General features: G+C 68.3%; 27 protein-coding genes. 13 read left to right on the top strand and 14 right to left on the bottom strand.

All coding sequences use genetic code 11. From position 1 onward, the window contains the following. Window positions 1-41 precede the first annotated feature (41 nt). Both NAG42_RS21310 and NAG42_RS21315 read right to left on the bottom strand, forming a co-directional pair. Window positions 42-398, bottom strand: a complete 357-nt coding sequence (locus NAG42_RS21310; protein WP_250032345.1) for a hypothetical protein — start codon at window positions 396-398, stop codon at window positions 42-44. 132 nt (window positions 399-530) lie between these two features. Then, window positions 531-2,069, bottom strand: coding sequence for a tannase/feruloyl esterase family alpha/beta hydrolase (locus NAG42_RS21315; RefSeq protein WP_250032347.1), 1,539 nt, complete (start codon window positions 2,067-2,069; stop codon window positions 531-533). Window positions 2,070-2,243: 174 nt separating this feature from the next. Here NAG42_RS21315 and NAG42_RS21320 point away from each other — a divergent pair, with 174 nt between their 5' ends. From NAG42_RS21320 to NAG42_RS21335, 4 genes are all read left to right on the top strand, one after another. Continuing rightward, the gene (locus NAG42_RS21320; RefSeq protein ID WP_250032349.1) at window positions 2,244-2,822 is read left to right on the top strand and encodes a TetR/AcrR family transcriptional regulator; all 579 of its coding nucleotides are present in this window, start codon (window positions 2,244-2,246) and stop codon (window positions 2,820-2,822) included. Window positions 2,823-2,879: 57 nt separating this feature from the next. Next, a complete protein-coding gene (locus NAG42_RS21325; RefSeq protein ID WP_250032351.1) occupies window positions 2,880-4,154 on the top strand; it encodes an epoxide hydrolase family protein in 1,275 nt (424 codons plus the stop codon). Next, complete coding sequence (locus tag NAG42_RS21330; protein ID WP_284045681.1) at window positions 4,151-5,596, top strand: MFS transporter; 1,446 nt, start codon at window positions 4,151-4,153, stop codon at window positions 5,594-5,596. The genes NAG42_RS21325 and NAG42_RS21330 overlap by 4 nt, the downstream gene beginning before the upstream one ends. A gap of 88 nt (window positions 5,597-5,684) precedes the next feature. Beyond that, window positions 5,685-6,122, top strand: a complete 438-nt coding sequence (locus NAG42_RS21335) for a DUF1877 family protein (protein ID WP_250032353.1) — start codon at window positions 5,685-5,687, stop codon at window positions 6,120-6,122. Between the two features lie 434 nt (window positions 6,123-6,556). Here the strand turns inward: NAG42_RS21335 and NAG42_RS21340 are convergent, their stop codons facing one another. The 6 genes from NAG42_RS21340 to NAG42_RS21365 form a co-directional block, all read right to left on the bottom strand. Then, entirely contained in the window at window positions 6,557-7,612 is a 1,056-nt protein-coding gene (locus tag NAG42_RS21340; RefSeq protein ID WP_250032357.1) for an aldo/keto reductase, read from the bottom strand. Further along, a complete protein-coding gene (locus NAG42_RS21345; RefSeq protein WP_250032358.1) occupies window positions 7,609-8,841 on the bottom strand; it encodes an MFS transporter in 1,233 nt (410 codons plus the stop codon). Before NAG42_RS21345 ends, NAG42_RS21340 begins: the two co-directional genes overlap by 4 nt. 66 nt (window positions 8,842-8,907) lie before the next feature. After that, complete coding sequence (locus NAG42_RS21350) at window positions 8,908-9,753, bottom strand: enoyl-CoA hydratase/isomerase family protein (RefSeq protein WP_250032360.1); 846 nt, start codon at window positions 9,751-9,753, stop codon at window positions 8,908-8,910. A gap of 12 nt (window positions 9,754-9,765) precedes the next feature. After that, entirely contained in the window at window positions 9,766-10,419 is a 654-nt protein-coding gene (locus NAG42_RS21355; RefSeq protein ID WP_250032362.1) for a TMEM175 family protein, read from the bottom strand. Further along, complete coding sequence (locus tag NAG42_RS21360) at window positions 10,419-11,261, bottom strand: alpha/beta fold hydrolase (RefSeq protein ID WP_250032364.1); 843 nt, start codon at window positions 11,259-11,261, stop codon at window positions 10,419-10,421. The genes NAG42_RS21355 and NAG42_RS21360 overlap by 1 nt, the downstream gene beginning before the upstream one ends. Next, window positions 11,258-12,091, bottom strand: coding sequence for an alpha/beta hydrolase (locus tag NAG42_RS21365; RefSeq protein WP_250032365.1), 834 nt, complete (start codon window positions 12,089-12,091; stop codon window positions 11,258-11,260). The genes NAG42_RS21360 and NAG42_RS21365 overlap by 4 nt, the downstream gene beginning before the upstream one ends. A gap of 148 nt (window positions 12,092-12,239) precedes the next feature. On the opposite strand from NAG42_RS21365, the gene NAG42_RS21370 reads away from it, so the two are divergent. Both NAG42_RS21370 and NAG42_RS21375 read left to right on the top strand, forming a co-directional pair. Continuing rightward, window positions 12,240-12,698 carry a winged helix-turn-helix transcriptional regulator gene (locus NAG42_RS21370; protein ID WP_250032367.1) on the top strand — a complete coding sequence of 153 codons (459 nt, stop codon included), beginning with the start codon at window positions 12,240-12,242 and terminating at the stop codon, window positions 12,696-12,698. A 49-nt stretch (window positions 12,699-12,747) separates the two neighbouring features. Beyond that, window positions 12,748-14,400, top strand: a complete 1,653-nt coding sequence (locus NAG42_RS21375; protein ID WP_250032368.1) for an FAD-dependent oxidoreductase — start codon at window positions 12,748-12,750, stop codon at window positions 14,398-14,400. Between the two features lie 15 nt (window positions 14,401-14,415). Here the strand turns inward: NAG42_RS21375 and NAG42_RS21380 are convergent, their stop codons facing one another. Then, complete coding sequence (locus NAG42_RS21380; protein ID WP_250032370.1) at window positions 14,416-14,880, bottom strand: winged helix-turn-helix transcriptional regulator; 465 nt, start codon at window positions 14,878-14,880, stop codon at window positions 14,416-14,418. After that, entirely contained in the window at window positions 14,877-15,731 is an 855-nt protein-coding gene (locus NAG42_RS21385; RefSeq protein WP_250032372.1) for an enoyl-CoA hydratase/isomerase family protein, read from the bottom strand. Before NAG42_RS21385 ends, NAG42_RS21380 begins: the two co-directional genes overlap by 4 nt. 119 nt (window positions 15,732-15,850) lie before the next feature. Between NAG42_RS21385 and NAG42_RS21390 the strand changes: the two genes are divergently transcribed. The 5 genes from NAG42_RS21390 (at window position 15,851) to NAG42_RS21410 (ending at window position 21,138) form a co-directional block, all read left to right on the top strand. Then, on the top strand, window positions 15,851-16,552 hold the full coding sequence (locus NAG42_RS21390) for an SDR family oxidoreductase (RefSeq protein ID WP_250032373.1): 702 nt from the start codon (window positions 15,851-15,853) through the stop codon (window positions 16,550-16,552). An 83-nt stretch (window positions 16,553-16,635) separates the two neighbouring features. Continuing rightward, window positions 16,636-17,100, top strand: coding sequence for an NUDIX hydrolase (locus NAG42_RS21395; protein WP_250032375.1), 465 nt, complete (start codon window positions 16,636-16,638; stop codon window positions 17,098-17,100). Beyond that, window positions 17,097-17,825: a 5-formyltetrahydrofolate cyclo-ligase gene (locus NAG42_RS21400; RefSeq protein WP_250032377.1), complete on the top strand. Its 729-nt coding sequence runs from the start codon at window positions 17,097-17,099 to the stop codon at window positions 17,823-17,825. The genes NAG42_RS21395 and NAG42_RS21400 overlap by 4 nt, the downstream gene beginning before the upstream one ends. Window positions 17,826-17,895: 70 nt before the next feature. Further along, complete coding sequence (gene fxsT / locus NAG42_RS21405) at window positions 17,896-20,145, top strand: FxSxx-COOH system tetratricopeptide repeat protein (protein WP_250032378.1); 2,250 nt, start codon at window positions 17,896-17,898, stop codon at window positions 20,143-20,145. A gap of 306 nt (window positions 20,146-20,451) precedes the next feature. Then, complete coding sequence (locus NAG42_RS21410; protein WP_250032380.1) at window positions 20,452-21,138, top strand: hypothetical protein; 687 nt, start codon at window positions 20,452-20,454, stop codon at window positions 21,136-21,138. On the opposite strand, the gene NAG42_RS21415 is transcribed toward NAG42_RS21410, so the two are convergent. Beyond that, window positions 21,078-21,848 carry a diguanylate cyclase domain-containing protein gene (locus tag NAG42_RS21415; protein WP_284045714.1) on the bottom strand — a complete coding sequence of 257 codons (771 nt, stop codon included), beginning with the start codon at window positions 21,846-21,848 and terminating at the stop codon, window positions 21,078-21,080. The genes NAG42_RS21410 and NAG42_RS21415 overlap by 61 nt on opposite strands. A gap of 122 nt (window positions 21,849-21,970) precedes the next feature. Between NAG42_RS21415 and NAG42_RS21420 the strand changes: the two genes are divergently transcribed. Beyond that, window positions 21,971-22,783 (top strand): hypothetical protein, encoded by an 813-nt coding sequence (locus NAG42_RS21420; RefSeq protein ID WP_250032385.1) that lies wholly within the window; start codon window positions 21,971-21,973, stop codon window positions 22,781-22,783. An 84-nt stretch (window positions 22,784-22,867) separates the two neighbouring features. Here NAG42_RS21420 and NAG42_RS21425 read toward each other — a convergent pair whose 3' ends face one another. The 3 genes from NAG42_RS21425 to NAG42_RS21435 form a co-directional block, all read right to left on the bottom strand. Further along, complete coding sequence (locus NAG42_RS21425; protein ID WP_250032386.1) at window positions 22,868-23,839, bottom strand: alpha/beta hydrolase; 972 nt, start codon at window positions 23,837-23,839, stop codon at window positions 22,868-22,870. Further along, entirely contained in the window at window positions 23,836-24,666 is an 831-nt protein-coding gene (locus NAG42_RS21430; protein ID WP_250032388.1) for an alpha/beta fold hydrolase, read from the bottom strand. Before NAG42_RS21430 ends, NAG42_RS21425 begins: the two co-directional genes overlap by 4 nt. A 104-nt stretch (window positions 24,667-24,770) precedes the next feature. Further along, window positions 24,771-25,241, bottom strand: coding sequence for a winged helix-turn-helix transcriptional regulator (locus NAG42_RS21435; RefSeq protein WP_250032390.1), 471 nt, complete (start codon window positions 25,239-25,241; stop codon window positions 24,771-24,773). A 66-nt stretch (window positions 25,242-25,307) separates the two neighbouring features. On the opposite strand from NAG42_RS21435, the gene NAG42_RS21440 reads away from it, so the two are divergent. Next, entirely contained in the window at window positions 25,308-25,787 is a 480-nt protein-coding gene (locus NAG42_RS21440) for a hypothetical protein (protein WP_250032391.1), read from the top strand. Window positions 25,788-25,791 lie beyond the last annotated feature (4 nt).

Raw genomic sequence — 25,791 nt, forward strand, 5'->3', positions numbered from 1 at the left:
ATCCCTCACGGGTTTGGCGCCTGACCGGGATCAGAGCCCCTCTACTGCGTCGCGTCGAATCCCGTTTCGTTGACGCGGCGGAAGCGGCCGTCGTCGGAGTATTCCCCGAAGACGAAAATCTCCCGGCGGAGCGTGGTGCCGTTGGTGAGCGTGGCCTCGTACTGATGGCGTTCCGCGTACCGCCGGCCGTCGATGAACTCGTCGAGGACGGTCACACTGCCGTTGACGATCTGAGACTGCAGGCCGGCGACGAAGGCGCCGAAGGCTGCTCGGTCCTTCACGACGCCGTCGGAACGCCACTCGAGATCGGGTGCGTAGTACCGGTCCAGAGCGGTCTCCACCGGCTCGTGCGGGGCGAACGCCAGGTCGTCGAGGGCGTCCTTGATGTGTACGACCATCGTCGTCTCCTTCTGTTGACATCTTCCATCGACATCGACTTCCGGTCGGTATCAGCCGATGTGGTCGCGACGCTCGCGAGCAGGCGGCGACCCCGGCGCGAGACCAGGGCCGCCGTGGGCGAGCGGTGCGGATCAGGAGTGGTACACGTTGCCCTTGGTGGTCGGCAGGTAGGCCGGGGCATCGCCCTTCTCCACCCAGTTGATCAGGGCGTTCAGGTCGGCGCCGGGCTGCACGAGGCCACCGGTGGTGAACAGCGTCGTGCCGCAGTGGTCGACGCCCGGCAGCAGGAAGACGCGGTAGAACTTGTCGACCCGCTTGCTGCCACCGAGGGTGGCGTTGACGCGCTTGCGGTAATCGACGGTGCCCTGCGTCGGGATCAGCTGGTCGGACTGGCCGTGCCAGGTGAGGATCTTGCCGCCGGCCTTCGCGAACTTCGACAGGTTGGGGTCCCGATTGCCGATGATGCCGTCGAACTGCCGCGTCGCCGAGTTGAAGAGCTTCTCGAACGACTTGTAGGTGAGTTCGGTGCTGTCGAACGTGGGGTTCTTGGTGACGAAATACTTGGCCCACTGGTCCGGCACGGTGAACGGGACGCCGGGGTTGGCGATGAAGGCGAACGACGAGCCCTTGTTCTGTCCGTACCAGAGCTTCTTGCCGGAGGTCGTCACCGGCCCGGCCCAGATCTTGTTGACCGCAGTAGCCAGCTGCTCGGAGATGGCCAGCTCTTTGCCTTCACACAGGACCTTCTCGCCGACCAGCTCGCGGGCGTCCCACTTGCAGGCCTGGGGGTTGGCGATGACACCGTCCTTGGTCCCGTCGATGGTGTCGCAGGCGGCGACCGCGGCTGTGTTGAAGGCGGCCAGCTCGCACTGCGACGGGGTGACCTTCTCCTCGTTGAAGACGGCCTGCGACCACAGGGTCGCGATCTCGAAGCGGTTCCACTCGATCGCCGGGGCGTTCGCAAGGATGCCGTCGAAGTCGTTGGGGTAGTTCTGCGCCTCGGCGTAGCCCTGACGGCCGCCCGTCGAGCAGCCGGTGAAGTAGGTGTACGACGCGGCACGCTGATAGAAGCCGGCCGTCACGCTCTTGCCGATGACCGCCATGTCGTGCACCGAGCGGGAGGCGAAGTTCGTGAGCAGTCCCTCGTTGATCTTCCCAGCGGCGGTGAGGCCCCAGCTGGCGTCGGTGGAGCCCTTGACCCCTGCGTCGGTGGCCGCACCGACGAAGCCGCCCTTGACCGCGGCGATCAGCGCGACGCTGAGGTCGCCGATGTCACCGGTGGAGTAGCCGCTGCCCCCGGTGGCCTGGAAACGCCCGTTCCAGTTCTTCCGATCCTGGGGCAGCGAGATCTTGATCTTGACGTTGTCCGCGGCGCCCGGGTGGGTCACCACGACGTTGATGTCGCACCAGGCCGGCACGCCGTTGATCGGCGGCACGGGCGGCAGGCCAGGCGTCTGAGGGAACGTGAAGTCCCCTCCCGCCCGTGCCACCGCCGTCACCGAAACGACCTTGGTGCCGGAAGGGGCGGACACGGGGACGGCGGCACAGGAAGTAGCGGGCTTCGCCACTACCGGAGCGCTGTCGCGGTTGGCCGCGCTGGACGCGGCCGGCACGAGTAGAGCGATAGCCGGTACCGCGGCGGCCATCAGGAAGTTCAGGCGTCGTTTCATGCTCAACACCCTCACAGGGCAGGCACGGCTCTGGCCCCGGTAGACACCCCTGGCCCGGGCACTGGCCTGGGCACGGGAGGGGTGCAGGCGGCCATACGCCCGGCCGCGAGCAGGCGCAATACTCAGTTTGGACTATCCCCTCCAATCGTGGAGCATGGAGAGGTGAACAGGGGTATGACTGCCAAAGGCGCCGCTACGCGGGGGCGCATCGTCGAGGCCGCTGCGCAACTCATCCGGGAGCATGGAGCCGCCGATACAAGTCTCGACGATGTGCGTGCCGCCTCGGCGACCAGCAAGAGCCAACTTTTCCACTACTTCCCCGAGGGGCGGGCCGACCTGCTGGTCGCCGTGGCCGAGCACGAGGCCGCGCAGGTGATATCTGCGCAGATGCCGTGGCTCGACGACCTGACGACGTGGGAGTCCTGGCAGTCCTGGCGGGGTGCGGTGTTGCGGCACTACGTCGAGCTGGGGGACCGTTGCCCGCTCGGCGTGCTCACCGCCGAACTGGGCAAGTCGTCACCGCAGACCCGCACGGTGGTCAGTCGTCTGTACGACACATGGGAGGCGGCGCTGGCCCGCGGCGCGCAGGCCAAGGGCATCGACCGGCCCTTCGAGGTGGCACGGCACATCCTGGTCACCATCCAGGGTGGCGTGGTGATGTTGCGCGCAACCGGCCGAGTGGCCTATCTCGAAACCGGCCTGGACGCAGCACTCACGCCGCTCGCGCCTGGTGGTTCATCACCACGATTGTGATACTTGAGATCAGATTATGGACTTGTCGGTCCAAAAATTCACCCACATTATTGGACTATGCAGTCCGATCGCGAGAACGACATCCAGCAGATCCGCGAGCTCAAGGCCCGCACCAGGCCCTTCCCGCTGACCCCCACCCCCATCCACGTGCCGGACGACGTGCTGGCCGATCTCAAGACACGCCTGGCCGCCACCCGCTGGGCCGACGATCTGGGAAACGAGGACTGGCACTACGGCGTTCCCCGTACGTATCTGCAAGAACTCATCGGCAAGTGGCTCGACGACTACGACTGGCGGACCGCCGAGAAACACCTCAACGAGTACGAGAACTACTTCGTCGAGGTCGACGGCGTGAAGATCCACCTGCTGCGCAAGCCCGGCACAGGCCCTGACCCGAAGCCGCTGATCCTCACCGGCGGCTGGCCCTGGGTCGTGACCCACCTGCTGCCGGTGGCCGATCGGCTCGCCGACCCGGCCGCCTTCGGCGCCGACCCGGCCGAGTCGTACGACGTCATCGTCGCCACACTGCCCGGCAGCGGCTTCTCCACCCCGGTCAGCCGCCCCGACCTCAATTTCTGGAAGATCGCCGACCTCTGGCACAAGCTGATGACCGAGACGCTCGGCTACGAGAAATACTTCGCCGCCGGCAGCGACATGGGCGCCCTGGTCACCGAGCAACTCGGCCACAAATACCCGGACGAGCTGTACGCGATCCACCTTGGCTCGTCGATACCGCTCGACATGTTCGGCGGAGAGCGGCCGTGGGACCTTACTGGCGGCGCGGCCATCCCGCCCGGAGTTCCCGCGCCGATCCGCGAGCAGATCGAGAGCTTCCAGAAACGGTTCGTGGCGCACGTCGCCGTGCACGTCCTCGACTCCAGCACCATCGGCCACGGTCTGACCGACTCGCCGGCCGGCATGCTGGCCTGGGTCCTCGAACGGTGGACCAACTGGTCGGACAACGACGGCAATGTGGAGAACGTCTGGAGCAAGGACGAGATCCTCACCAACGCCACGATCTTCTGGGTCACCAACTCGATCAGCACGTCGATGCGGCTGTACGCCAACGCGGCCCGGTACCCCTGGCAGCCCTCACACAACCGCATCCCGGTCATCGAGGCACCGACCGGCATCACCTTCGTCGGCTACGAGAACCCGCCCGGAGTCACCACCGAGCACCGGGTCGAGGATTTCCGCAACGGACCCAAGGCCAAGTGGTTCAACGCCGTCAACCTCACCGCGCACGAGCGCGGCGGCCACTTCGGCACCTGGGAGGTGCCGGACGAGTGGGCCGACGACGCCCGCCGTACTTTCCACGGGCGCGCCCGATGAGCGCCGCCGTCCTCGGGGGTCCGGCCCCGGCCGTCACCGGCCGAGGCCGGACGGCTGGTTTCGTCGTCACTGTCCTGTCGGTCGCCGCCGTCTCGTACGCGCTGGTCCAATCCATGGTCAACCCCGGCCTCGAGGCCCTGCGTGCCTACGTGCACACCGACCAACTCGGCGTGAGCTGGGTACTCACCTCGTTCCTACTGGCCAGCGCGGTGCTCACGCCGATCCTGGGCCGCCTCGGCGACCATTTCGGCAAACGGCGGATGCTGCTCACGGTGATGGCTCTGCTGACTGCAGGCAGCGTCGTGGCGGCCCTGGCGCACACCCTGCCTGTGCTGCTTGTCGGCCGCGTGCTCCAAGGCGCCGGCGGCGCTACCCTCCCACTCGCCTTCGGCATCGTCCGCGAGCTCCTGCCCCGCATGAAGGTCGGCTCGGCGGTCGGCACGATCGCAGCGGTGAGCTCGGTCGGCGGCGCCGTGGGCGTGCTGGTCACCGGCCCCATCATCGTCCACCTCGGCATTCCATGGCTGTTCTGGCTACCCGCCATCGCCAACGCCGTAGTCGCCTTCGCCTTGCTGGCGGGCATCCCACGCTCGGAGCGCGGAAGCACCGGCCCCGGCGACTTCCTGGCCGGCGCCACGCTCGCGGTCGCGCTTGTCCTGCTGATCCTGCCGCTGAGCCAAGGCGGCGACTGGGGCTGGGCCTCTCCCCGCACGATCGGCTCCTTCGTTCTCGCCCTGGTCTTCGGCGCACTGTGGATCCGCATTGAAGCCCACTCGAAATCGCCGCTGATCGACATGAGAGTCTTCCGGCTGCGGCCGGTCTGGACGGCCAATCTCGCCTCGTTGCTGTTCGGCGTGACGTTGTACGCCGCTTTCGGCTTCATCCCTACATTCCTGCAGACCCCTACCATGACCGGGTACGGGCTGGGCGCATCGATCACCCTGTCCGGGCTGCTGTTCGTGCCGGTAACCGTCGTCCAACTCGTGGCCGGCATCGCCGCCGGCCCCCTGTCGAGCCGCCTGCCGGCCAAACTGCTCCTGGTCCTCGGCGGCATCCCCGTCATCGCCGGGTTCATCCTGCTTGCCTTCGCACACGAATCCGCCTGGCAGATCGTGCTCGCCACCGCGGTCAGCGGTGCCGGTTTCGGCCTCGGGCTCTCGGCACTGTCGGCTCTGGTCGTGCACGCCGTGCCTGCTGCCCACACCGGAGCCGCCACCGGTATGAACGCCAACCTCCGAACCATCGGCGGCGCAATCGGCGCCGCCATCGTCACGGCAATCCTCGCCGCACACACCGGCGCCGGCAGCTTCCCCACCGAGACGGGCTGGACGATCGCGTTCACCGTGCTAGCGCTGGCCGCCGTCCTCGGACTGGCCGCCTCTCTCCTCATCCCCAACACGACAATCCACAGCGACGAAGAATCCGCACCCATCACCACTTGAGGTCCTTCAAACCAGGCTTGAGCTCCGCCCGGTCACCGGTACCACGCTGGCTCGCCGTCGGCGAGCCGATGGAACGGCGCAGGCGACCGTGCGCACACGCCTCGACCAGACCCTCGAACATTGCAACGGGCGCGCCTGGATGCAGGGCGAATACGTGTTCGATCCAGGACAGTGGCGCTCAGAGGTGGGAAGGTCGGACGAACGCAGAAAGACGATGGCCCACTGCATCATCCGCGGCGACGCTGTGTTCGCCGATGAGACTGCGCCCGACCTCGGGATTCCCTGGCGCTGCTCCACGGCTGGCTTTCTGACCGAGGTGGTCGAGCGCATCGATCGACTGGATGTTGCTGCCGCTCGTCACGAGTTCTCCGTCGCCGAGATGGTCCAGTTGGACTTATACAAGGTGCATCCAGAGGGTGAGACCGACGAGACCTTCGACCGGCTGATGACTTACTTACGTGACTTTGCCGATCGCTGCCGCGGGATCGCCGCTCACGGCCTCGGACTGGTCATCACCATGCACTAAGAAATCGCGCTGAGTGGCGGTGCCTCCATCGCTTGCCACAGCAGGTCGACTCCTTGCTCGAGCCGCCTCAGGCAGCCGTGGCCGGAGGCATTGCCCGCAAGCACCTACCCTGAAGAGAGGTCACACCGTTCCGCTTCGTCATGATTGCGAAGCTTCCAGCGGTCTTGGTACGGGCGCAAGCGGCGGGAAATCCCGGTCAGCGCCGCCCGATCGCCCGTCTTTGCAGCACCGGGATTGCAGCTGACGTTCAGGATACGGGCTGCACCGGGGCAGCGCGACCACCGCGGTGTGGGGTCTGGTGTCGTCCGCGAGCAAGTACCCCAAGCGAGCCGCTCAACGCCGGTCAACTGTCAGCGATGACCCACTGACCCAGCGCGTCGAGCATGGTCCTTGCTCGACCCCGCCCCGGCCCGGATCTCTGCCCCTGCCATGGGTCAGTTTGCCGCCGCCTCCCGGGACCGGCGGATGATGAAGTTGTTGCCCTGGCCACCGAGGACGCTGTCGCGGATGGCGTGCGCGCCGTCGTGCGGGATGCCGAGGGCCGGCGCGCTGACGGTCTCCAGCCGCTCGTACTGGTCCTGGTCGAAGGGCACGGCGAGGGCCTTCAGGTAGGCGTCGAGTTGGTCGGGAGTCCGGGGGCCGATGATCGGGACGATCGCCGTGGCTGAGCGGCGGCCGCGTTCGAGCAGCCAGGCGATCGCCAGGACGGCCGGCTCGATTCCGGTCTGCCGGCCGATCGTCAGCAGCTCGTCGACCGTGGCGGTCTTCTGGGCGGTGTCCTCGCGTTGGATGATCGAGTTCATCGTGGTGAGCCGGCCTTCGGCGCTCGTGCGGTATTTGCCGGTGAGCAGGCCGCCGCCCAGTGGTGAGTAGACGGCGGCGCCGATGCCGAGGTGCTCGGCCATCGGCAGCAGGTCGCGTTCGCCGTCGCGCGCGGCGAGGCTGTATTCGAACTGGGTCGCGATGACGGGTGTGCGCTGGTGCCCGGCGATGGCGGCCGAGACCTGCCAGGCCGGGAAGTTCGACAGCCCACCGTGCAGGATCTTGCCGGCCCGCACCAGGTCGTCGAGGGTGTCGACGACCTCGTCGAGGGGCGTGACGGAATCCGGGGCGTGGGCCCAGTACAGGTCGAGGTGGTCGGTGTTCAGGCGCTTCAGGCTCGACTCGAGGGCGTACGTGATGGTCTTGCGGCTGTTGCCGGTCTTGCTGACGCCGGTCTGCCCGGCCGTGCCGAAGGTGAACTTGCTGGCGAGCACGAAGTGGTCGCGGTCGGCGGCCAGCAGCGTCGCCAGGTAGGTCTCGGATTCGCCCTGCTGGTAGGTGTCGGCGGTGTCGATGAAGGTGCCGCCGGCCTCGGCGAAAGCGGTGAAGATGCGGGCGGAGGTGGCCTCGTCGGCCCCGGTCCCCCATCGGGTGCCGAAGTTCGACGTGCCGAGGGCGATTTCCGAGACGCGCAGGCCGGTCCGGTTGCCGAAGGTCGTGTATTTCATGGCTTCTCCACATCATGCGCTGGTGTGCGGGAGGTGGTGATGAAGGCGATGACCCCGAGGCCGGCCACCACGGCGCTGTAGCCGAGTGCGGTGTGGGTCAACCCCTCGTGGGTGCTGACGATCCCGGCGATGACGGCTGGGACGGCGAAGGTCGTGTAGCCGATGACGTAGGTGGCGGAGATGAGCGCGCCCCGCTCAGCGGGCCGGGCGAGTGCGACGAGGCTGCGGAACGTGCCGGAGAAGGCGAGGCCGAAGCCGACGCCGGACACGACAGTGCTGACGTAGAAGATGGTCGCGCTGGTGAGCGCGGTCGCGACAACGGTGAGGCCGGAGCCGGCCGCGAGAACGGCGCAGCCCAGGAGCGTGCAGGTGCGCGACGACCAGTTTCTGGTGATCACGGTGCTCGAGCACGAGCATCCGGTGAGCAGCGCGACCGAGATCGCTCCGGGCAGATGGCTGCTGCTGTGGCTGAGGGCCTTCGCGAGGGTCGGCCCGAGCGAGAGGTAGAAGCTGTTCAACGCCCAAGTCGACAGCAGCGCGGGGGTGGCTGCCCAGAAGGCGGCGCGGGCGTCGGCCGCGACGGCAACGCGGATCCGGATGCGGCTCAAGGGTCGGGCGGTGATCGTCTCGTCGGCCCGGGCGGCGACGGCGACTCCGAGCACGATCAGCAGGGCCAGGATGACCAGGTAGGTCAGGCGTGACGGGCTCCAGGCGTACTGGACGAGCAGACCGGACAGCAGCGCGCCGACGGCCAGACCGCCGGTCGACAGGCAGGCGCCGAGCAGGGACGCCAGGCCCGGCCGGTGGCGTGGTTGCAGGTCCAGCAGGGCGGCTGAGGCGACCGCGGTGAGCAGGCCGGTGGCGAAACCCTGCACCGCCCGGGCGGCGATCAACAGCGTCAGCCCGTCGGCGGCGGCGAACAGGACCATGCTCACCGTCAGCAGAGCGGTCGCGGTCAGGGCGACGGGTTTGCGGCCGATCTCGTCGGAGATGCCGCCGAAGACGAGCAGGGCAATCAGCAGCGGACCGGCGTAGACGGCGAAGACGACGGTCAGGGTGCTGTCGGTGAAGTGCCAGCGGGTGGCGTAGTCGCCGTAGAGCGGGCTCGGGGCGCTGGCCGCGACGTAGAAGAGCCCGAGCAGCGCCGCGAAGGGCCAGAAGCCACGAGTGCCGCGGCCGGCCGCGGCGGTCCGCCGTGAAGGTACGACGGGCTGTGCCTGGATGGTCATGGCTGTGCTTTCTCGAGGGATGGATGGCGTCGCCGCACGAGCACTGGCCCGTGCGGCGACCGCCTCTCAGCGCGCGATGGGGGCGATGTCGTCGCCGAGGTGATATTCCAGCGGGCCGCGCTGCTGCAGTCCCTTGTCGAACAGCCGGGAGGCGGTGGTGCGGAACTCCGGACGGTGCGCGGCGGCGGCCCAGAAGGCGTCGGAGTGCAGCGGGAACTCCGCGTCGGGCAGCCGGGTGTACTTGTTGACGAAGGACTTGATCTCGGCGAGCGCCTGGTGGTTCCAGCCCGACACCCGGGTGGCGTAGGCGGTGACGAAGGCTTCGAACTGCTCGTCCGGGATGGCGCGGTTGACGTAGCCGTACTTCTCGGCCAGGGCACCGTCGTAGTCGTTGCCGCCGAGCAGGATCTCGAACGCGCGGCCGCGGCCGACCAGCGCGGGCAGCCGTCCGCCGGCCCCACCGCCCGCGACCGCGGCGAAGCCGACCTCCATCTGGCCGAGAATGGCCTTCTCGAGGCTGGCGAAGCGGATGTCGGTGGCGAGCGCGAGCTCGCTGCCGGCGCCGCGGGCGATGCCGCGGATCGCGCTGATGGTGACGGCGGCGAGCTTGCTGATGCGTACGGTGACGTCGGCCCACGCCGCATAGCCGGTGGGGCTCGGCAGCGCCTCGGCCTGGGCCGGGTCGGCGGCGAGATCCCAGTGGGCGAGGAAGAAGTCGGGGTCGGCGCTGTCGAAGACTACGACGTTGACGGTGTCGTTGCTCTCGAGCTCGGTGAGCAGCGTCTTGAGGTCGCCGATCATGGTGGGGCCGATGACGTTGACCGGCGGATTGTCGAAAGTGACCCGCCAGAGAGCAGGCGACTCGGCGGTCAGTCGCAGGTGGGTGGGCTTGAAGTCGTCCAGGAAAGTCATGAGAGCGACCGTTCAGTCAGAGGTGGAAGGAGGAAGAATCGGGGTCTGCTCGACCATGTAGAAGCCGGTCTGAGCGGCGTAGAGCAGCAGCATGACCACCGGTGCGAAGAATCCGACCAGGGTGATCACCGGATAGAGAGCGGTGCCGAGGCCGAAGCGCCGCAGCGATCCGCGGGCCTCACCGGCACCGGGCGACCACCGCAGCAGCTGGCGGCGCAGCAGGTGCCGCAGGATGAGCGTGAAACTGAGCGCCATCCCCTCGTTCGAGATGCCGTAGAGCAGAACCGCGAGGTGGGTGTCGAGGCCGCCGGTCCGCAGATAGTCGGCCAGCGCCGAGGTGCTGAACGGGATGGTGGTGACCCACATCAGAAGCAGCAGGTTGAGGAACACCACCGTCCGATCCACCCGGGCCACGAGCGCGAAGAGCGCGTGGTGGTTGACCCAGATGACGCCGACGACGAAGAAGCTCAGTGCGAACGCCGCGAACGACGGCCACTCGTGGCGCAGCTGGGGGGCCAGACTGCCCGGCCCGTCGGCTTGGACGTGCAGGTCGAGCGCCAGCAGGGTGATTACGACGGCCAGCACTCCGTCGCTGAAGGCCTCGAGGCGCCCCTTGGACCCGCCGTAGGCCCGGCGCGAGAGCACCGGCTCCTCGGCGGCCGCCATCAGTGCGTGGCGGCGGTGAGGATCACGTCGGTGACCTCGGCCGGGTGGGAGATCAGCGACAGGTGCGACCCGTTGATCCGGGTGACCCGCGCGTGGGCGCGCGCCGCCATCAGCGTCTGGGCGGCGGGCGGGATCACCTTGTCCTGGCGGCTGATGACCGCCCATGAGGGGACGGTTTTCCAGGCCGGGGCGCTCGACGGTTCGGCGAACGCGGTCGTGGCGAACGGCGTCTGGGTCGCCGCGAGAACAGCGGCTTGATCACGGGGCAGGTCACCGGCGAACTCGGAGGCGAAGATCGCCGGGAGGACGTAGGAGTCGCCCGCTCCGGCCGGTGCCCCGGGGTATCCGGTGAGGCGGAAGACGCGGGCCGGGTCGGTCAGGGCGGGCTCGAGGACCGAGCCGGATCCGCCGGTGAGGCTGCCGATCGACTCGCCCTGGTCGGGGGCGAAGGCGTCCACGTACACCAGGGCCTTGACGTTGGGGTTGCCGGTCGCGACGCCGGTGATGACGAATCCGCCGTACGAGTGCCCGACCAGCACGATCGGGCCGGTGACCGCGGCCAGGTAGTCGCGCAGGTAGGCGGAGTCCTCGGCGGGGCCGCGACCCGGCTGGGGTGCGACGTCGACGGTGTAGCCGCGGCGCTGGAGGCGGCTGATCTCGCCGGACCAACTGGAGCCGTCGGCCCAGGCGCCGTGCACGAGCACGATCGTCGGCCGGCCCGAGCCGGACTGAGCTGGGGCGGCCGCCGCCGAGGACAGCGAAGAGGTCAGGGTGCCTGCGCCGAGCAGCAGGCCGGTGGCTACGGCGGCGGCGATGCGCCGGCCGCGTCGGGTGATGGTCACAGGGTTCCTTCCGAGAGGGACTGGTGGGAGCGTCGTGCTGCGGACAGGTCCTGCCGGTCGATCCAGCCCAGGACGTAATGGGCCACGTCCGACCAGCCGCTGTCGAAGACCAGGGAGTGGCCGCGGCCCCCAAAGGCGTGGTAGTCGGTCACCGCCGGTGAGCCGGAGTAGAGCCCGTAGGCCTGGCGGCTGACGACCTCCGGGACGGTGTGGTCGTCGGTGGCGCCGGTGATCAGCAGCGGGCCCCGATCGGCGGTGAGGTCGACCTCGGTCGGCGAGTGCGGGTCCTTCTTGGCCGCGATGAGCTCGAAGACCGGCCGCCCGGGACCGGGGATGGCGTACGCGTCGAACAACCGCCGCGACTCGTCGCGGTCGAGCGCGTTGCCGAACCCGTACCGGAACTGGCGCTCGCTGAGCGCGACCGCCCGGGTCTTGTTCCGGGGGTTGCGCAGCACCGGCAAGGCCGAGCGGATCTGGGCGAAGGGAAGTTTGCCGGCGCCCTTGATCGGTGCCGGGCTGATCGCGACGGCGGCGGCCGCGACACCGGCGGCAAGCAGCTTCTGGGCGATCAGGCCACCGAACGAGTGCCCGACGACGATGGGCTTGCCGGGGAGTTCCGCGATGTAGCGGGCGTAGCCGGCGGTGAGCTCGGCGACGCCGAGGCCGGCCACGGCCTCGGGCCGGGCGCGGGTGGCCGCCGGGGTGGCGTCGTCGCCGGTCCAGCCCGGGGCATGGGTCGCGTACCCGGCCTCGGCGAACATGTCGTGCCAGGGCTTCCAGGCGGCAGTGTGGATCCACAGACCGTGGATCAATACGACGGGGGTCGGCATGATGCGCTCCGCACGTTGGTGGGTCGGGGTCTCCCGCCACTGTGCGCCCCTGGATTGGGAAAAACAATCCAGATGTCCGGGCCGTCACACCTGGGTTGGAAAAGTTGTACGCTGGAAAAGTTGAACAGTTTCTCCGGAGGCGAACCTCATGCCCATCACGAAGCTGCGCGACAGCAGCTGCTCGGTCTCCCGCAGCCTGTCCGTCCTGGGCGAGCGCTGGACCCTGCTCATCCTGCGGCTCGCCTTCGAGGGCGAGACCCGGTTCGACGGCTTCCGATCCAACCTCGGAATGGCCGCCGACGTGCTCAGCGACCGGCTCGGCACCCTGGTCGAGAACAGCATCATGACCAAGCAGGCATACCAGGAACCCGGCCGCCGGACCCGCTACGAATACCACCTGACGCCGGCCGGTCAGGAACTGCACGTCGTCATCGCCGGCCTGCAGCAATGGGGCGATGTCCACCTGCCCTGGGAGGGCGGCCCGACCGTGGTTCGCCAGGAGCATGAGACCTCGGCGCCGGTCCGGGTGGCCTTCGTCGACGGCGACGGCCACGAGGTTCCCCTCGACGAGGTCGACGCGGTGCGCACCGCCGTCTATCCGCGTTAGGCCGCGTCCCTGCTAGGTTGTTTTTTACAACCTAGATGGGAGTCGTGGCATGGAACCGAACCCGACCGAGGCACGACCCGCTCTCACCGACGAGCAATGGCACCGATTGAGCGCGTACGGCGTCGCGGACCACCTGCCCGCCGGCACCTGGATCTTCCGCGCCGGGGACGAGGTGGCCGACATGATTCTCGTCGAGTCCGGCCGGGTGGCCATCGTGCGACCGTCGACCGCCGACGACAACGAGGCCGTCGTCGCCCGATACGGCCCGCGCGAGTTCACCGGCGAGCTCAACCTGCTCACCCGGCAATCGGCGTATCTCAGCGCCCGCACCACCGAGGCCTCGGCCGTTCTCCGGGTCGGCACAGACGCTTTCCGTACGCTCATGGACCGCGACCCGGAGCTGTCCGACATCGTGCTGCGGGCCCTGATCGCCCGGCGCCGCGACCTGCGCGACGGTCAGGCCGCCCGCAGCCTGGAGATCGTCGGGCACGACGCCTCCGCAGCCGCCCTGGCGCTGCGGACCTACGCCGGCCGCCTGCAACTGCCCCACACCTGGAATGACATCGATACACCCACCGGCTCCGCACTGGCCCGGGCGGTGTCGGCCTCGGCCGGGGACCTGCCGTTGGTGATCACCCCCGGCGCTGTCCTGCGGCGGGCCACACCCCTCCTGCTCGCCGACCACTTGGGCCTGTCCTACCGGCCTCGCAGCGGCGAAGAGGTCGACCTGGTCGTCATCGGCGCCGGCCCGGCCGGGCTCGCGGCCGGCGTCTACGGAGCCTCCGAGGGACTGCGCACGCTGGTGCTGGACTCGGTCGCGGCCGGCGGGCAGGCGGCGTCCAGCTCCCGCATCGAGAACTATCTGGGCTTCACCTCCGGCATCAGCGGCAACGACCTCACCGCGGCCGCCGCCGTGCAGGCCCAGAAATTCGGCGCCCGCATCGCCAGCCCGTGCGAGGTCGCCGAACTGCACTCCGAGCCCGGCCAGGTCCGCGTCGTGCTCACCGATCGCACCACGATCTGCGCCGGCGCCGCGGTGATCGCCACCGGCGCCCGATACCGGGCCCTGCCCCTGCAGCGGTGGGCGCAGTTCGAAGGGGCCGGTATCTACTACGCCGCCACCGAGATCGAAGCCCGCGCCTGTGGCGAGCGCCCCGTCGCCGTGGTCGGCGGCGCCAACTCCGCCGGCCAGGCCGCGCTCTACCTCGCCGCCCGCGGCAGCCAGGTCACCCTGATCGTCCGCGGTCCCGATCTGCGGGCCGGGATGTCGGCGTATCTGGCCGACCGCATCCTCGCCGACCCGGGCATCACCGTCCGCACCGGCACCCAGGTCACCGCGCTGCACGGTGACGACCACCTGGAGGCGGTGACCCTGTCCGGGCCGTTCCCCGACGCCGGGCCGCAGGAGTGCGCCGGGTTGTTCTGCTTCATCGGCGCCACCCCGGCAACCGCCTGGCTGGAGGGTCTGGCCACCGACGATCACGGCTTCCTGCGTACGGACGCCCAGCTCGACGACGGCGACCTGGGCGCACAATGGGCGACGCTGGGACGCCGACCATTGCCCTTCGAGACCAGCCGGCCGCGGGTCTTCGCCGCCGGGGACGTCCGCGCCGGCTCGATGAAACGCGTCGCGGCCGCGGTCGGCGAGGGCGCCAGCGCCGTCAGCTCGGTCCATACGGCGTTGGCTGCGATCGTCGCGTAGCCCCCCGGCGGAGGATCACAGACGGTTCGGATAGCCGTTGTGGTGGACCACGTCGATCTTCTCCTCCGGCAGTTGCCGCCCGCCCTCATCGACGAAGGCGACCCGGACCGGCCTGCCGGTACGCCGATCGAGGCGCTCGGTCGACGGCCCGGCCGGCCTCGGCAGATTCGCGTCGCCCCAGAGCTGCAAGCCGCCGATGACGACGTGAAGCTGCCGTCCCGCCGCGGTCAGGTGGTATTCGCACCGCGCCCGCGCCCCGATCTCCTGGTAGCCGCGCTTCTCCAGGACACCGGCGTCGACCAGCGTGGCCAGCCGATCGGCCAGCACGTCGGCCCCGAGACCCAGGGACTCCCGGAACGCCTCGAACTTGGTCAGCCCGCTCAGGGCGTCCCGGATGATCAGCAGTGTCCAGCGCTCACCCAGGACGGCCAGGCTGCGCGACACCGAACAGCTGGAACCGGCGAGCTTGTCGATGGTCACCGCGGCCCACTTTCCTCGAGGCCGGACTCCGGCCGGCTCAGGCGGTCCAGATAGCGGCCGAGGTGCAGCTCCGCGTCGCCGCGTTGCTGCAGGCCGAGCTCGAAAAGCTGACGGGTGCGGTCCTGCGTCTCGGGCCGGGCCACTGACGTCCAGAACGCGTTCATCTGCGGCGGGAACTCCGCCGCGGGCGGTAGCGTCACGGTGTCCACAAAGGCTTTCATCTCGCGCAGGGCCCGGGTGTCGAACCCGGCCATCCGCTCGGCGAACCGGTCGACGAAGGTGACGAACTCGGCGTCGGGGATCGAGCGGTTGACGTAGCCGTACCGTTCGGCCAGGTCGGCGTTGTAGTCCTCGGCGCCGGCCAGGATCTCCAGGGCCCGCCCCCGGCCGACCAGACGCGGCAGCCGGGTGGCCGGGCCACCGCCGGGGACAGCGCCGGCGCCCAGCTCGAACTGCCCGAGCACGGCGCGTTCCCGGCTGGCGAACCGGATGTCGGTGGCCAGGGCGAACTCGCTGCCGGCACCGCGGGCCCGGCCCCGCAACGCCGAGATGGTGATCTGCGGCAGGCGGGCGAGCCGGACGAGCACGTCCAGCCACGGGTGCATCCCGGTCGGCCCGAGCGGCAACGCCTCCGTCGAGGCCGGGTCGGCGGCGATGTCCCAATGCGCCAGGAAGAAGTCGGGATCGGCGCTGTCGAAGACGATGACGGCGAGTTGCTCGTCGGCCTCCGCGGCCGTGAGCAGTTTCTGCAGCTGCAGGACCATCGGGGCGTCGATCAGGTTGATCGGCGGGTTGGCGAAGGTGGCGGTCCACAAAGTCGGCGACCGCCGGTCGATCCTCAGGCGTGACATGGCGTTCAACATAGCGGCTGAATTGTTTTTTGCAACCCAGGTGAGCGCCACCACAAACCGGCCTTCCCGGCCCCGTCGACTGCTAGGTTGCATTTTCCAATGCAGCTCAGGAGGATCGCATGACCAGCATCAAGAACGCCGTCGTCGTCGTGACCGGAGCCAACGGCGGACTCGGGCAGGAGTTCATCAAGCAGGCACTCGACCGCGGCGCCGCCAAGGTCTACGCCACCGCCCGCATGCCCCGGAAGTGGAACGACGACCGCGTGATCCCGTTGCCCCTCGACGTCACCGACCCGGCGTCCATCGGCGCCGCGGCCGCCGCAGCCGGTGACGCCACCATCGTCGTCAACAACGCCGGGATCTACGACTACGGCGACACCATCACGGGTACGCCGATGAAGCGCATCCGCGAACTGTTCGACACCAACTTCTTCGGCGCCGTCGAAGTCAACCGGGCTTTCGCGCCGATCCTCGGCGCCAACGGCGGCGGCGCCTTCCTGGATGTGCACTCCGTGCTCAGCTGGCTCGGCGTAACCGGCGGCTACAGCGCCACCAAGGCCGCGTTCTGGAGTGCCACCAACGCCTTCCGGGTCGAGCTGGCCGGCCAGCACACCCAGGTCGTCGGGCTGCACCTGGGCTACACCGACACCCCGATGATCTCGATGGTGACCGACGAGAAGAACGACCCGGCCGACATCGTGCGGGCCGGCTACGACGGTCTCGAGGCCGGCGAGCACGAGGTCCTGGCCGACGACCTCGCCGTCACCGTGAAAGCCGGCCTGGCCGGCACGATCGAAGACCTGTACGGCCTGAGCCGCTGATCCCGGGACCACAGCGGTGAGCCGGACGGGGTCATCGCGCGACTACAATGACCGCGACACTCGGAGGTTGGAGGGCCGGCACGATGATGGTGCGGCACTTCACTGCGAGCGCCATCGTGGTCCAGGAAGACCTCAAGCGGGTGTTGCTCGTCCACCACAACAAAATCGGGAAATGGCTGTATCCCGGTGGTCACGTCGAACCGAATCAAACGCCCGCCGAGACGGCGATCCGCGAGGTCGAGGAAGAAACGGGAATCCGCACGCGGGTGTTGGCCGACACGCGCTCGCACCACCCGTCCGTGACGAGACACCCGATGCCGTTCGCCATCATCGAGGTGACAGCGGACGACAGAGACGGACTCGGCCTCCACCACCACATCGACTTCGTCTATGTACTGCGGGCCGTTTCCACGGACATCCGGATAGAGCTGGACGAGGTCGGTCTGGCGCGATGGGTCCCGATCGACGAGATCAGCCGACTGGATACACCGCCCGATCTGCCGGTGCTCATCGAGAACGCGATTCGTTGGGCCGAGACCAACGCATGACCCGGATCAGCGGGGATCTCGGCGCTTGCAAAGCAGCCGTACGCGAAAGGATGTGGTCTCTGCTGGACGCACACGGTGTGTCGTACCCGCTGGGCGCGACCGGTCGCATTCCGCGCTTCAGCGCCGCGGACGTGGCTGCTCAGCGACTCGCCGAAACGGCCGCCTGGGAAGCAGCGGAAACGCTCAAGGTCAACCCGGACACAGCGCAGTTTCCGGTACGGCTCCACGCGTTGGCCGAGGGCAAAGTGGTTTACATGGCCGTTCCCTACCTCGCCGGCCCCCATCCTTTCTACTTTCTCGATCCGGCCGAACTCGGCGAGCAGGCTCCCGAGGCCGCCACCATCGACGGTGCGGCGCGGCTCGCTCCGTCAGTGGGCTTCGACGAGATGCGCGAGATCGATCTGGCGGTCTGTGGCAGCGTGGCGGTCAATCGCAACGGCGCCCGCGTCGGCAAAGGAGGCGGGTACGCAGATATCGAACTGGCGCTTCTCGTCGAGGCTGGACTGATCACCGCGCGTACCGTACTGGCGACCACCGTCCACGAGTTGCAAGTCGTGCACGAAGAGCTTCCCGAGACCGCGCATGACTTCCGCCTCGACGTGATCGCGAGCCCGGTCGAAGTGGTGCGCTGCGGATCACCGTATCGACCCAGCGGGATCTATCCCAGTCACCTCACGTCCAGCAAGATCGCCTCTATCCCGATTCTGCGTGACCGCATGGGTTGACGGACAAGCGGCGGCACCGGTGGCCTTTGAAGGGAGTGGTGGAGGGAACGTGCGGCGGATATGGCGATGGGTGATCACCACCGGCTCCACGGTCGGTGCGGCGTCGGCGGTCTTCGGACTCGGCCGACTCTTCCCGGCCTGGGACGATGGCTGGGTCCAGACTGCGACCGGGCTCGCCGCCGCCGTCGTGGCCGCTCCGCTGTGTGTATGGGCCGGCAAGGCGAAGTCGGTCGCCGGCAAGAAATCCGTCACCGGCCCGGCCACGTGGAGCATCCCGATCCTGCCGAATCCCGAGTTCGTCGGCCGGGAGGTCGTGCTGGACACCCTCTCCGCGCGGTTCTCCGAATCGGCCGGCGTGGCGGTGCAGACCGTGCAAGGGATGGGCGGAATAGGCAAGACACAGCTCGTGGCCCACTACGCTCACACAAACCGAGCGAAGTACCGGATCGTGTGGTGGATACCGGCCGAGGATCCGACATTGATCGGGGCCCGGTTCGCTCAGTTGGCTGTGGCCCTTCACTTGGCGCGCTCCAGTGACGATCTCACCACGAGCGTGACACGCGTCTTGGGCCACCTGAACGCCACTTCCGGCTGGTTGCTGATCTTCGACAACGCGGTGTCCCCCAGCGATCTCCGCTCCTGGCTCCCGTCCGGGGCGGGGCACATACTGATCACATCCCGGACCGGCGCCTGGAACCACTTGGGGGCGACCACCGAGCTGCGGGAGATGCCCCGCGGCGAATCGGTGGAACTGGTCCGTCGAAGACATCCGGCGCTCTCGCGCGCGGACGCCAATCGGCTGGCGGAGGGTCTGGGAGACCTGCCGCTCGCCCTGATTCAAGCAGCCGGCTTCATGCAAACCAGCGGCACACCGGTGGCGGTATACCTCCAGCTGGTGGAGAAGTACGCCGGGGAGGTCATGCACCACGGCCCGGTCGGGGACCACGACGGGACGCTCACCGCCTCGGTGACGATGAGCATGCGGCAACTCGCGGCCGGTGATGCCGCAAGCTTGAGACTCTTGCAGGTGGCCGCGTCGCTGGGCCCCGAGCCGATTCCCCTGACCTGGCTCGCCGGGCGCCGGGGAAGTTCCGGTGAACGTCCGCTGGAAGCGGAGCTGGAGATTCGCGCGAGCGTCAGCACTTTCGTCGAGCTCGGTCTGGCCACCTCAACCAATGGCGGTATTCAGTTCCACCGCTTGACCCGGGCCGTCATCACCGATGCCATCGACCCCGATGTGCTGGTCTCGGTCCGCGACGAGGCCCGTGAGTTACTGAGCAGTCAGAGACCGGCGTCCACGGACGATTCGGCGTCCTGGGGCCAGTGGGCTCGGCTGATCCCGCACCTCCTCGTGACGGACCCCGCCGACAGCCATGATCCGGAAACCCGGCGGACGGCCTGCGATGCCACCCGCTACCTGCTCAAGAGTGGCCAGATCGACGCTGGGCACCACCTCGCGACCACGCTCCACGAGGCGTGGAGGGTCCGCCTCGGCGAGGAGGATGTCGACACCCTGCGCGCCGCCCAACAACTCGGTCACGCCCTGCGTATCCGGGGCGAATATCGCCAGGCGCAGGAGATGGACCTGGACACCGCGAATCGGCGTCGCCGGATTCTCGGCTTCGACCACCCGGACAGCCTGTGGGCAGCGAGCAACCTGGCAGTGGACTGGCGTCAGCTCGGTGAGTACCAGAAGGCCGAACAGGTCGATCAGGACACGTACGATCGGCGTCGGCGGGTCCTCGGTGAGAGCCACCCCGATACGTTGTCGTCGGCGAGCAATCTCGCGGTGGACTGGCGTCAGCTCGGGGAGCACGAGCGAGCCAGTCAGCTTGACCGCCATACTCTCGACCTGCGAAAAAGAATCCTGGGTGAGAGCCATCCGGACACCTTGGATTCTGAGAACAATCTCGCCATTGATCTGTTGGAGCTCGGGCAGCCTGAGCAGGCCCTCGCAATAGGGCAGGACACACTCCGGCGACGACGGGCGATCCTGGGAGAGAACCACCCGGACACACTCTGGACCGCGAGTAACGTCGCACTCGCGTGGCGGCGCCTCGGTGAGCACCAACGCGCGCGAAGACTCAATGAAGACACTCTGCACCGCCGCCGGCGCATACTGGGCCACGATCACCCCGACACACTGCGATCGGCGAGTCACCTGGGTGTCGATCTCCGAAACCTTGGTGAATACGAGCGCTCGCGGGAGCTGACCGAAGACACCTTGCGGCGCCGGCGGCGAGTACTGAGTCCCGATCACCCCGACACGCTGCGATCGGAGAAGAACCTCGCGATCGTCCAAGGGAGGCTTCTGGGCTGAGCTGAACTCCGGGTACGCACGAGTGGTGTAGTTCGCGGGTTCCGGCACCACCTCACTCACCCTCTGTGATGGCACTGGGAAGCGGGAAGCCCTTTGTCGGCGGCAGAAGGGTGCACGTGATCTTGTGCGCGCGTCCCCGACCTTCGGCAACATCGCGTTGCCCCTTCCGCGAAGACGGCTTGGTCTTGACGTGACGACTTGGACGGACGAGTCGGTCTCCTCGATGTAACGTCGGATGATCGGGTGATCCGCCGAGTCGGCGTGAGTGGCAGACTCTTGTCGACCTCGCCGGAGAAGGAGATCCACTTGAGCGTCGCGCTCGCGATATTTGCAGCCGTCGTCGCCGCACTGTTGGGCTGGGCAGTCAATCAATTGCCACCGCTGAAGGATCACGTCTCTGTCGGGTTGCGGCTGTGGCTGGTTGTGGGCCTCGTAGCCATCTCCGTGGTGGCGACCGTGACGGTTACCCGCCTGAATGATGATCAAGAAGTCACCGGCCGGTCCGAAGCCCAACCCGACCCGGCGGTCACCTCGATCCCAGGTAGCACCCTCGGGCCTGCAAATACCTCAATCCCCAGCCCAACGAGTGCGCCGACGAGCGCGTTGCTTCGTTCCGGTTCGGTGATCCTGAATGCCCGCCAAGTCATGAATCTGGATGCCCCTGCCCGAGACCTGAGGTGGGGAATCGATGACGACTGCGCTTGCCCCGGGACGAAGCAAGATCTTAAGTGGAGTTCCTCCGCCGGATTCGAACCTCCCACCTGGGTCAACGACACATTCTTGCTATTGCTGGACGGGCCGGTCGACGGCCCACAGGTGTGTCCGGCGCTTACCGGGTACAGCAAAGACCCGATCGGCCCGGACGAACTCGATCGAGGAAGCTCCCTCTGCGTCCAGACAGCGGAGAAAAACTTCGCGTTGGTCAATGTGACTCAAATCGACAAAGGAAACAAGGCGATCCACTTCGATGCGCGTGTCATCGCTGGCTCCTGAGCGCCTACCGTCGAGCGTTTCTTGGCTGCCGATGTGGGCCGACGCGGTTCTCGCCGCCTACCGAAAGCTGATCGGCTTGGTGCACTGAGATGCGGTCGGTACCGACGCCATGACAGTTCAGGACAGGGCGGTCGACATGTCGGTGGTGAACCGCTCGATGCGCCCGCCACCGTTGTTCTTCGCTCATAAAGCGCCGAGTCAGCCTTCTGAATCAATGTCTCCGGGCTGTCGGCCCGCGAGTCGGCCAGGGCGAGCCTGATCGAGACGCCGATGCCGACCTGGTGGCCGGCCACCTCGAACGGTGTGTTCAGGCACTGCTGGACCCGAGCGGCGACGGCTTCGGCGTCGTTTGCGTCCTCGGTGCCGGGGCACAGCACCAGGAACCCGTCGCCGCCGAAGCGACTCACATAGTCGCCGGGGCGGACCGCTTTGCGTAACCGCTCGGCGACCTTCTTCAGCAGTTCGTCGCCGGCCGCGTGGCCGTAGCTGTCGTTGACCGGTTTGAAGCCGTCGAGGTCGAGAAAGAGCGTGGCCACCGGACCGTTCGGATGGCGGTCCCGGTCCGGTTCAGGAACAACGTAAGGCCGGGCAGACCGGTCAGCTGGTCGTGCAGACGCGCGTGGCCCAGCCGAGCCAGGCTGATCAGCGAGGTACCTCCGATGATCAGCAGCAACAGCATGGCCGCGGCGAAGGCTGTGAAGATTTACCAGGCACGTCGAGTGGCGTCCTCAAGCGGCCCGAGCAGTCCGGCGTGCGAGGTGACGACGACGGTCCGCCAGCCGGCCCTGGACTTCGTGATCATGGCGATTAACGCGGAGCTGGGTGAGGTGACGTGCCCTCCGGGCACCTGGTCATCACGGACGGGGGCTGTCTCGAGATGTGGTCCGGCGACCGGGTACCGGACGACGAGGAACGCCCGGCCACCGACTTCGTCATCGTCGGGCCGGATGCCGAGGCCGCCGGGGAGACCTTCGAGCGGCAGACCGGCACCCGGCTTTACAACATTCCCGCCCGCGCTGTCACCGAGTTCACGGCGACGTTCGACGACCACTGCCGGCAGCACGGGCACGATGCGAAGCTGCGGGCGTTCGAGCAGCAGGTCCCGCATCGGGAGCGGGTCCGGCACGCGGTCGCGGCCCGGGACCCGGGACCCGGGATTCATCGTCATGGGCGTACCGGTGCTGTCGATCGAGGTGCCGCCGGCCCGGGCCCTGCCGGTCACCGCCGTGCCTGGCGAGAGCACACCTGGTCGCTGGACGGGCTGGCCGACCTGGTCCTGTGGGGTCGCGACCAGGAGCGGGTCGCGGCCGAGTTCGGCGTCTCCGGGCTCGGCGGCTCCACTGATTCCTCGTACGAGTGGGTGGATCTGCCGGTCGAGGACGGGATCCGGCGTGGGCAGGCCATCGAGAGGCGCCGGGACCAACCGGACGGGCCGACGTTCGCGTTCGACTTCCGGCCGCACTCGCATCATTGGCAGGTCATGCGCCTGGTCCGAGCCGCCGAGCACGAGGCCGGGGTGATTTCCGTCGGTGGCGCGGACATCCTGATCGCGATGACCTCGGTCGGTGACGGCTTCTTTCCCGTCCACCTCGACGTCGACGCCGAGGGGATCCCGGTCGCCCTGCGCATCGACATCGACGGCTGATCTGTCGCCGTCAGCAGGCTCGGTCCCCCACCGCATCGTGGGCCGCCGGGAGTGGTTCCACTCGCGGCGGCCCATCGGTGCTTGTCAGAGGGCGATGAGCCGAGCGATCCAGGCCGCGCGGGCCTCGCGGGCCGCTACCGACAGCCCTGCCTCGGGAGCGAGAAGCTCGAAGAGGTGGTAGCCGCCGGGCCAGACGCGCAGTTCGGCTGTCCCTCCCTGGGCCCAGATCTTTGAGGCGTACGCGACATCCTCGTCCCGGAAGACCTCGGCCGAGCCGACCTCGACGTAGGTCGGTGGCAGGCCGGACAGGTCGGTGGCCAGCGCCGGTGACTCGTACGGGCTGACTTGCGGGGTGTGCCGGCGGTCGCCGAGGGAGAAGTCCCAGCCGGTGTTGTTGCTGGTGCGGTCCCAGATGCCGATGCCGTCGATCTGCCGGGCGGAGACAGTGTCGTTGCGTTCGTCGAGCATCGCGTACATGAGCACCTGCCCGGCCAGGGTGGGCCCGCCGCGGTCCCGCGCCAGGAGAGTGATGCCGGCCGTGAGGCCGCCACCGGCGCTGCCGCCGATCGTGATCAGCCGTTCGGGATCGATGCCCAGCTCGCCGGCGTGCCCGGCGGTCCAGACCAGAGCGGCGTACGCGTCCTCGAGGGCCGCCGGGGCCGGGTTCTCCGGCGCCAGGCGGTATTCGACGGTGACCACGACGGCGTCGAAACGCTCCACGTAGTCGACGACCGGGCCGACGCCGACAAAACGATCGCCGAAGATGAGGCCGCCCACGTGGGTGAAGAGGAAGCCGGGTCCGGCCGTACGGTGATCGGTGCGGCGGAAGACCGAGACGGTGATGTCGGGCGCACCCGGCGGTCCTTCGACGGTGTGTTCCTCGTGGGTGATCGGGCGTCCTTCGAGGAGCTGCTCGAGGGTGGGCGTGAAGCCCGGTCCGCGCAACGCCGGCAGGTCCCCGGGGAGCAGCGTGGGGCTGATCGATCGGTTGACGACCTCGAGTACCGCACCGAGTTCCGGGTCGAACGGCGGCGCGCTGTGCACGCTGGTGGTCATCGCCGGGCCGCCTGCTCGATCGTGGCGGCCACGACGGTCGGCTTCTCCACCATGGACAGGTGGTCGGCGGTGACGGTCACCGTCGTACCGTGTGCGCGGGCGGCCATGACCTGCTGCTCGGCGGCTGGGATGACCTTGTCCTGGGTACCGATGACGAACCAGCTCGGCTTGGACTTCCAGGCCGGGGCGCCGGACGGCTCCTGCAGGGCGCCGGCGGCGATCGGGGATTGGGAGGACGCGAGCAGCGTGCCGGCGGCGGCGGGCAGGTGCGCGGCGAACGCCTGCGGGAACAGGCTCCGCTTGACGTAGAGGTCGACGTCGCCCTGCGGGCTGGACGGGTCCTGCACGACGTCGAAGACGCTTTCGACCGGAGCCGCGAGCGCTGATCCCGGCTTCGCGCCGGTGAGCTGCACGACGGTCTCTCCTGCGTCCGGGGCGTATGCGTCGACGTAGGTCAGTGCGGTCACCCGGGGAGTGCTGGTGGCCGCGTTGGTGATCACGGCGCCGCCGTAGGAGTGGCCGACGAGCACGACGGGCCCGGTCGTGGCCTGGTTGACGAACGCGGCGACCGAAGCCGAGTCGGCGGCCAGGCCGCGCAGGGGATTCGGGGCGTTCAGCACGGTGTAGCCGCGGCGCTGCAGCAGCGCGGTGACCGGCGCGAAGCTCGACGCGTCGGCCCACGCGCCGTGCACCAGCACGATGGTCGGCTTGGCCGGGGTCTGGGTGGTCGCCGAGGCGGAGGCGGCTGGGACGACGGCCAGCGCGGCCGTGGTCGCGGCGGCCACCGCGGTGATGCGGAGCCGGCGGGTGTGGGAAGTGCTCGACATGGTGCTCTCCTTGAAACTCGGGAGCCTGCGGTAAGTAGCAATTTGCTACTCACTGCAACGTATGGCTGTGAGTTTCGAAAGGCAACGGACTCGGTGACGCCTTGTCAGTGAGCTGCGATACCCATCGCCTGAGGTTTGAGGTCCTCGGGCACGACGGGCTGATGGCAGTGGTGGCAGGTGTGATCGACCTGCAGCGGCGCCCCGCAGGAATGCGGGAAGCTCTCGATCGGCTCGTCGTGGCCCCACCGGTCGCCCCACTGGGACAGGGCGATCAGGACCGGAACCAGCTCGCGGCCGGCCGCGGTGAGATGGTATTCGAAGCGCGGCGGACGCTCGGAATACTGGCGGCGCTCGACGATGCCGGAGCCCTCGAGGCTCTTCAGCCGGTCGGTCAGGATGTTGCGCGGAGCGCCGGTGTATCCGGTGATCTGGTCGAAGCGGTGCACACCGTAGGCCATCTCGCGGATGGCGAGCAGCGACCAGCGCTCGCCGACCAGCTCCAGCGCACCGGCGATCGAGCAGGAGACGCGACGCTTGACGACATCCTGATCGGCGGTTTTGGGGGATCGTGGCATCCCCCCAGCTTAATCCGTTGTGTTTTGGAACTGACTCGCCGCTGTCCGGGCTGCCAAGATGTCGACGTGCGAAACGCCGACTTCTACATCACGACCGCGCAGGTCCTGCCGGCGCTTCTGATCGCCTTCGCGATCGAAGCGAACGTCTTCTTCCGTCAACGTTTTCGGGCGCAGCAGCTCGGGATGCTACCCATTGGCTGGTTCGGCGACCGCTTCCATGACCCGGACGAGCGGGCCCGCGCGATCGAAGCTCGGCGCTGGCCGAATTATCGGACCGAGCCGCAGAGATATCGCACGGTCATGACGAGGCGACTCGTGCGGACGGTGCCCGTCGCCATCATCGTCTTTCTCGGCGAGGTCGCCGCTCTGACCGTGCTGTGGACCGGGACCGACGGATGGTTCCCCCTGCTTGCCGCTCCGATCTGCGCCATCGCCATGGTCATCATGACCGGCGTGGTGGTCCTCTTCCTGATGCTGCGCTTCGTCCTTCCGGACACCGAGCAGTACGAGCCGCCTCAACCCACGGATACCACGACGCCAAGCTGACAAC

Source organism: Paractinoplanes maris, assembly GCF_023544465.1.
Lineage (GTDB): Bacteria > Actinomycetota > Actinomycetes > Mycobacteriales > Micromonosporaceae > Actinoplanes > Actinoplanes maris.

Bases quoted from the DNA above. Each gene is read 5' to 3' on its own strand.
- NAG42_RS21375 (WP_250032368.1), top strand. From the start codon at position 12,748: ATGGAACCGAACCCGACCGAGGCACGACCCGCTCTCACCGACGAGCAA.
- NAG42_RS21330 (WP_284045681.1), top strand. From the start codon at position 4,151: ATGAGCGCCGCCGTCCTCGGGGGTCCGGCCCCGGCCGTCACCGGCCGA.
- NAG42_RS21400 (WP_250032377.1), top strand. From the start codon at position 17,097: ATGACCCGGATCAGCGGGGATCTCGGCGCTTGCAAAGCAGCCGTACGC.
- NAG42_RS21395 (WP_250032375.1), top strand. From the start codon at position 16,636: ATGATGGTGCGGCACTTCACTGCGAGCGCCATCGTGGTCCAGGAAGAC.
- NAG42_RS21390 (WP_250032373.1), top strand. From the start codon at position 15,851: ATGACCAGCATCAAGAACGCCGTCGTCGTCGTGACCGGAGCCAACGGC.
- NAG42_RS21345 (WP_250032358.1), bottom strand. From the start codon at position 8,841: ATGACCATCCAGGCACAGCCCGTCGTACCTTCACGGCGGACCGCCGCG.
- NAG42_RS21435 (WP_250032390.1), bottom strand. From the start codon at position 25,241: ATGCCACGATCCCCCAAAACCGCCGATCAGGATGTCGTCAAGCGTCGC.
- NAG42_RS21325 (WP_250032351.1), top strand. From the start codon at position 2,880: ATGCAGTCCGATCGCGAGAACGACATCCAGCAGATCCGCGAGCTCAAG.
- NAG42_RS21370 (WP_250032367.1), top strand. From the start codon at position 12,240: ATGCCCATCACGAAGCTGCGCGACAGCAGCTGCTCGGTCTCCCGCAGC.
- NAG42_RS21425 (WP_250032386.1), bottom strand. From the start codon at position 23,839: ATGACCACCAGCGTGCACAGCGCGCCGCCGTTCGACCCGGAACTCGGT.
- NAG42_RS21365 (WP_250032365.1), bottom strand. From the start codon at position 12,091: ATGCCGACCCCCGTCGTATTGATCCACGGTCTGTGGATCCACACTGCC.
- NAG42_RS21430 (WP_250032388.1), bottom strand. From the start codon at position 24,666: ATGTCGAGCACTTCCCACACCCGCCGGCTCCGCATCACCGCGGTGGCC.
- NAG42_RS21315 (WP_250032347.1), bottom strand. From the start codon at position 2,069: ATGAAACGACGCCTGAACTTCCTGATGGCCGCCGCGGTACCGGCTATC.
- NAG42_RS21350 (WP_250032360.1), bottom strand. From the start codon at position 9,753: ATGACTTTCCTGGACGACTTCAAGCCCACCCACCTGCGACTGACCGCC.
- NAG42_RS21385 (WP_250032372.1), bottom strand. From the start codon at position 15,731: ATGTCACGCCTGAGGATCGACCGGCGGTCGCCGACTTTGTGGACCGCC.
- NAG42_RS21320 (WP_250032349.1), top strand. From the start codon at position 2,244: ATGACTGCCAAAGGCGCCGCTACGCGGGGGCGCATCGTCGAGGCCGCT.
- NAG42_RS21355 (WP_250032362.1), bottom strand. From the start codon at position 10,419: ATGGCGGCCGCCGAGGAGCCGGTGCTCTCGCGCCGGGCCTACGGCGGG.
- NAG42_RS21340 (WP_250032357.1), bottom strand. From the start codon at position 7,612: ATGAAATACACGACCTTCGGCAACCGGACCGGCCTGCGCGTCTCGGAA.
- NAG42_RS21310 (WP_250032345.1), bottom strand. From the start codon at position 398: ATGGTCGTACACATCAAGGACGCCCTCGACGACCTGGCGTTCGCCCCG.